The sequence below is a fragment of the Amycolatopsis thailandensis genome (assembly GCF_042723255.1).
GTDB lineage: Bacteria > Actinomycetota > Actinomycetes > Mycobacteriales > Pseudonocardiaceae > Amycolatopsis > Amycolatopsis thailandensis.
Genome location: NZ_JBHXJK010000254.1, coordinates 1 through 4,946, shown reverse-complemented (window position 1 = coordinate 4,946; position 4,946 = coordinate 1). Strand labels below are relative to the sequence as shown.

The window sequence follows — 4,946 nt, the reverse complement described above, 5'->3', positions numbered from 1 at the left end:
CTCTGGATGCGGTCCTTGCGCGTGCAACTACCGCATCCAGAGGACGAAACGCGAGGGTCAGAGGGGCTTGAACTGCACGTAGGTCAGCTGCTTGAAGGTGTTCTTCCCGCTCGCCGACGGCAGTCCGAGCAGGTGGTCGGCCACTGGCGACAGCGGTCCGCAGCCGGTCGTGCGCGGCAGGGCGAGCTGTGTGTCGACGACGCCGAACTTCACCGTCTTCGGGTTCTGCGAGATCACCTCGAAGGGCACCGCGGGATCGTCCTTGACCACCGAGTGGAGTGGCGCGTCGAGCGTGCCGACAGTGCATTCCTTGGGCAGCAGGGGGTGTCGCAGAACGGCGTAGAGGTCCAGTTCCCCGCGGCGTTCGTCGTTCGACAGGAAGTCCGAGTAGCCGCCGTACTTCAGCTGCATGGTCGCGCCGAAAGCACCGCGGACCGGGGCGGGGGTGTGCCGCAGTTCGCCGAACACCTGCGCGAATTTCCCGTCGACCTCGCCCTCGGAGAACGTCAGCCGCATCTCGCCGAGCTGGATCTCGCGGTCGCCGATGGTCAGGACTCCTTGGGAGACAAAGGCTTCGCAACGCCAGGTGCCGGGGTCGGCGTTGGCGGGCGGGGCGGGGCAGGCGGAGAAGTCGAACTCGGGCACGGGGGACGACGCCGCGGAGGCGTGGCCGGGGAGGGCGACGAGGGCGGCGGCGGAGAGCGCGGCCGCGGCCGCTGCGAGAAGGCGTCTCATGACTCGAAAGAGTGGTCTGTGCCGGTTTGGGGCACATCGGGGAAGACCCCCAAGGGGGCCCGGAGATTGCCACGTTCGAGTGAAACTAAACGGTGTTTACCCAGCTGACGCGAATCCATTTCGGATTCGGTCTTGAAGGTGGCTCGAACGGCGGGCGATCATCGGCCCATGTCCCCACTGTCGCGCCGCAAGTTCCTCGGGTTCACCGCGCTCAACTCCGCCGCCGCTCTCGGGCTCACCACGATTTCCACCGCGCGGGCCGAAGAACCGGCCCCGGGCTTCTCGACGGCGGTGGTCGTCGGCACCGGTTACGGCGCCGCGGTCACCGCGCTCCGCCTCGGTGAGGCCGGGATTCCCACCGTCATGCTCGAAATGGGCAGGCTGTGGACCGACCCCGGCCCCGACGGCAAGGTTTTCTGCGACATGCTCCGCCCGGACCGGCGCGCCGCGTGGTTCAAGAACCGCACGCAGGCGCCGCTCGCGTCGTTCCTCTGGCTGGACGTGGCCAACCGGGACATCAAGCGGTACCCCGGAGTCCTCGACAGGGTGAACCACGGCGACATGTCCGTCTACGTCGGCCGGGGCGTCGGCGGCGGTTCCCTGGTCAACGGCGCGATGGCCGTGACGCCGAGGCGGTCGTACTTCGAGGAGATCCTGCCGGACGTCGACGCCGACGAGATGTACGGGAAGTACTTCCCCCGGGCCAACCAGGCGCTCGGTGTGAACGACATCGACCCGGAGTGGTTCGAGAGCTGTCGCTCCTACCGCTACGCGCGGGTTTCCCGGAAGGCGGCGGGGCGGGCGGGACTCAAGACCGTTTTCGTGCCCAGCGTCTACGACTTCGACCACATGGAGCGGGAAGAGGCGGGCACGGCGCCGCGGTCGGCGCTCGCGTCCGAGGTCATCTACGGCAACAACCACGGCAAGCGTTCCCTCGACAAGAGCTACCTCGCGGCCGCGCTGGGCACCGGGAACGTGACCATCAAGACGCTGCACGAAGTCCGCGGGATCACCCGCCAGACCGACGGCACCTACGTCCTCACCGTGCACGAAACCGCCGAGGACGGCTCGGTCGTGGCGAGGAAACAGCTCGGCGCGAAGTACCTGTTCCTCGGCGCCGGCAGCCTCGGTTCGACGGAACTGCTCGTGCGGGCAAGGGAAACCGGGACGCTGCCCGAACTCGGCGACGAGGTCGGCCGCGGCTGGGGCACCAACGGCAACGTGATGCTGGGCCGCGCCAACCACGCGTGGGATCTCTGCGGATCACTGCAATCGGGGATGCCCGCGCTCGGCATCGACGCGTGGGACGACCCGGTGAACCCGGTCTTCGCCGAGGTCGCGCCGGTGCCCGCCGGGATCGAGACGTGGCTGAGCCTGTACCTGGCGATCACGAAGAACCCCGAACGCGGCCACTTCACCTACGACGCCGCGACCGACTCCGCGCGGCTCCAGTGGCGCGCTTCGCAGGGACAGCCGTCGATCGACGCGGCGAAGTCGTTGTTCGACAAGGTCAACCGGGCGAATCGCACGATCTACCGGAGTGACCTGTTCGGGGACACAAGGTCGTTCGAGAACCGGTTCACCTATCACCCGCTGGGCGGGCTGGTGCTGGGCAAGGCCACCGATCAATACGGCCGGGTGAAGGGCTACCGGAACCTCTACGTGACCGACGGTTCGCTGATCCCGGGCAGTACCGGGGTGAACCCGTTCGTGACGATCACCGCGCTGGCCGAGCGGAACGTGGAACGAGTGCTGGCCGAGGACGTGTCGCGCTGATTCAGCCCGCGGCCCGCAACTTCTCGTAGTACTCGACGCATTCGTCGTACCGCGGCAGCAATCCCTGCTCCAAGGCCTCTTTCAGGTAAGGCGCCTCAGTGTCCTTTTCGGACACCGCGGGTTCGATGTCCTGCGGCCACGGCAGCGCGAGATCGGCGTCAAGCGGGTTGACGCCGTGTTCGGCGGCCGGGTTGTACGGCTCGGAGCAGAGATAGGCCATGACCGTGTTGTCTTCGAGCGCCATGAAAGCGTGGCCGAGGCCCTCGGCGATGTAGACCGCCTTGTATTCGGCGCTGTCGAGCAGCACGGACGTCCATTCGCCGAAAGTGGGCGAGCCGACCCGGATGTCGACGATCACGTCCAGCAGCGAACCGCTCGGGCAGTACACGTATTTCGCCTGCCCGGGCGGGGTGTCCGCGAAATGCACGCCGCGGATGGAGCCGCGCCGGGAAACGCTGGTGTTGGTCTGCGCCAGGCGAAGCCGGTGCCCGACCGCTTCGACGAAGGCCTCTTCCTGAAACGGCGCCACGAACAGGCCTCGGTGATCGGGGAAAACGCGCGGGGTGAACTCGAAACAGTCGGGGATGCTGAGGCGCCTGGCTTGCATACCTCTCATGCTAACCAGGGCCGAAGCGGTGTTCCCAAACCGGACGGACGTCTTGCGAAACCTCTCCTGAGCTGCGGATATCCGGGCGCGTTTGTGACATGAACCGCACCAGAGGGGCACACTGGTCCGCATGCCTGTCACAATGATCTGACCGCTGCGTCCGCGGCCGTCGCCACACCCACGGCATCGATGGCCGATTGGACGCTTCGCCGACAGGCCGGCGCTACCGCGCTGGGCTGCCGTGTCGGAGGACGAGTTACCCCAGGTGGCCGGGCCACGCCCAGTTTGGCCTGCTCACCGGCCAGTTCCCCCGCTCGCAGTCCCAGGAGAATCACATGACCTTCGCTCGAATCGAGACTTCGCCGTCCTTAGACACGGCGGAAGCAATGACGGGAACCACGATGACCACGCCAGTGACCGACACCGAGATCTTCGAAGGACACGAGGGCGGCAAGCTCTCCGTGGCCGCGACGCGCCCGATCTCCTCGCCCCGTGACCTCTCGGTCGCGTACACGCCTGGGGTGGCGAAGGTGAGCCGGGCGATCGCCGAGGACGCGGCCAAGGCGAAGCGGTACACGTGGGCGGACAGGCTGGTCGTGGTGGTCAGCGACGGTACGGCGGTGCTCGGCCTCGGTGACATCGGCGCGAGTGCCTCGCTGCCGGTCATGGAGGGCAAGTCGGTCCTGTTCAAGACCTTCGGCGGGCTCGACTCCATCCCGCTGGTGCTCGACACCACCGACGTCGACGAGATCATCGAGACCCTCGTCCGGCTGCGCCCGTCGTTCGGCGCGGTGAACCTGGAGGACATCTCGGCGCCGCGCTGCTTCGAGCTGGAGGACCGCCTCAAGGAGGCCCTCGACTGCCCGGTCATGCACGACGACCAGCACGGCACGGCGATCGTCACGCTGGCCGCGCTGCGCGGGGCGAACCAGGTCCTCGGCAAGGACATCTCCGGCCAGCGCGTGGTCGTCTCGGGAGCGGGCGCGGCGGGTGTGGCCTGCGCCAGGATCCTGCAGAACGCCGGCGTCGCGGACGTCACCGTGCTCGACTCGCGCGGCATCATCCACTCCGGGCGCGACGGGCTGAACCCGATCAAGCGGAAGCTCGCCGAGACCACCAACACGGCCGGTCTGCGCGGCGGCCTCGGTGAAGCGCTCAAGGGCGCCGACGTCTTCCTCGGCCTGTCGGGGGCGACCATCGACGAGTCCCTGCTGGCCGGGATGGCCGATGACGCGATCGTGTTCGCGCTGTCGAACCCGGACCCGGAGGTTCACCCGGGCGTGGCGGCTCAGTACGCCAAGATCGTCGCGACCGGGCGCAGCGACTTCCCGAACCAGATCAACAACGTGCTGGCGTTCCCCGGCGTCTTCCGCGGCGCGCTGGACTCCGGCGCGCGGGCGATCACGGAGAACATGAAGCTGGCCGCGGCCGAAGCGATCTTCGCGGTCGCGCAGGACGACCTGGGGCCGGACCGCATCGTCCCCAGCCCGCTGGACCCGCGGGTCGCGCCCGAGGTGGCCGCCGCGGTCGCGAAGGCCGCCGAGGCGGACGGCGTCGTCTGACGGTTCCTTTCACGCTCGCTCAAGCGCTATGAAAGGTCCTTTCCTTGCAAAATTTGCAAGGAAAGGACCTTTCATAGCGTGTGGGGGTTGTACGCCTCGGCCGAGTCTCTCCGTCCGAAGCGAGGGAAGGGTGCTTCACCCGGTGCGGTAGGCCGAAGCAGAACCTGAAGGCGTTGTGAAAGCCACTTTCGCAACCTTCAACGTTGCGAAAGTGGCTTTCGCAACCTCATCTTCCTGTCACGTCAGGTGCCGAGTCCGTGAAGGCC

4 protein-coding genes are annotated in these 4,946 nt (G+C 67.5%); 2 read left to right on the top strand and 2 right to left on the bottom strand.

The genetic code is table 11. The annotated features are described in order from the left end of the window. Positions 1-57 precede the first annotated feature (57 nt). Positions 58-735 carry a hypothetical protein gene (locus ACFWMR_RS42415; RefSeq protein WP_378382474.1) on the bottom strand — a complete coding sequence of 226 codons (678 nt, stop codon included), beginning with the start codon at positions 733-735 and terminating at the stop codon, positions 58-60. A 168-nt stretch (positions 736-903) separates the two neighbouring features. Here ACFWMR_RS42415 and ACFWMR_RS42410 point away from each other — a divergent pair, with 168 nt between their 5' ends. After that, a complete protein-coding gene (locus tag ACFWMR_RS42410; protein WP_378382473.1) occupies positions 904-2,511 on the top strand; it encodes a GMC oxidoreductase in 1,608 nt (535 codons plus the stop codon). Between the two features lies 1 nt (position 2,512). Here ACFWMR_RS42410 and ACFWMR_RS42405 read toward each other — a convergent pair whose 3' ends face one another. Further along, the gene (locus tag ACFWMR_RS42405; RefSeq protein ID WP_378279525.1) at positions 2,513-3,118 is read right to left on the bottom strand and encodes a dTDP-4-dehydrorhamnose 3,5-epimerase family protein; all 606 of its coding nucleotides are present in this window, start codon (positions 3,116-3,118) and stop codon (positions 2,513-2,515) included. 386 nt (positions 3,119-3,504) lie between these two features. Between ACFWMR_RS42405 and ACFWMR_RS42400 the strand changes: the two genes are divergently transcribed. Further along, a complete protein-coding gene (locus tag ACFWMR_RS42400; RefSeq protein ID WP_093932827.1) occupies positions 3,505-4,680 on the top strand; it encodes an NAD(P)-dependent malic enzyme in 1,176 nt (391 codons plus the stop codon). Positions 4,681-4,946: the final 266 nt, after the last annotated feature.

Excerpts from the sequence above, each read along its gene's own strand:
- ACFWMR_RS42415 (WP_378382474.1), bottom strand. The coding sequence starts at position 735 with ATGAGACGCCTTCTCGCAGCGGCCGCGGCCGCGCTCTCCGCCGCCGCC.
- ACFWMR_RS42400 (WP_093932827.1), top strand. The coding sequence starts at position 3,505 with ATGACGGGAACCACGATGACCACGCCAGTGACCGACACCGAGATCTTC.
- ACFWMR_RS42410 (WP_378382473.1), top strand. The coding sequence starts at position 904 with ATGTCCCCACTGTCGCGCCGCAAGTTCCTCGGGTTCACCGCGCTCAAC.
- ACFWMR_RS42405 (WP_378279525.1), bottom strand. The coding sequence starts at position 3,118 with ATGCAAGCCAGGCGCCTCAGCATCCCCGACTGTTTCGAGTTCACCCCG.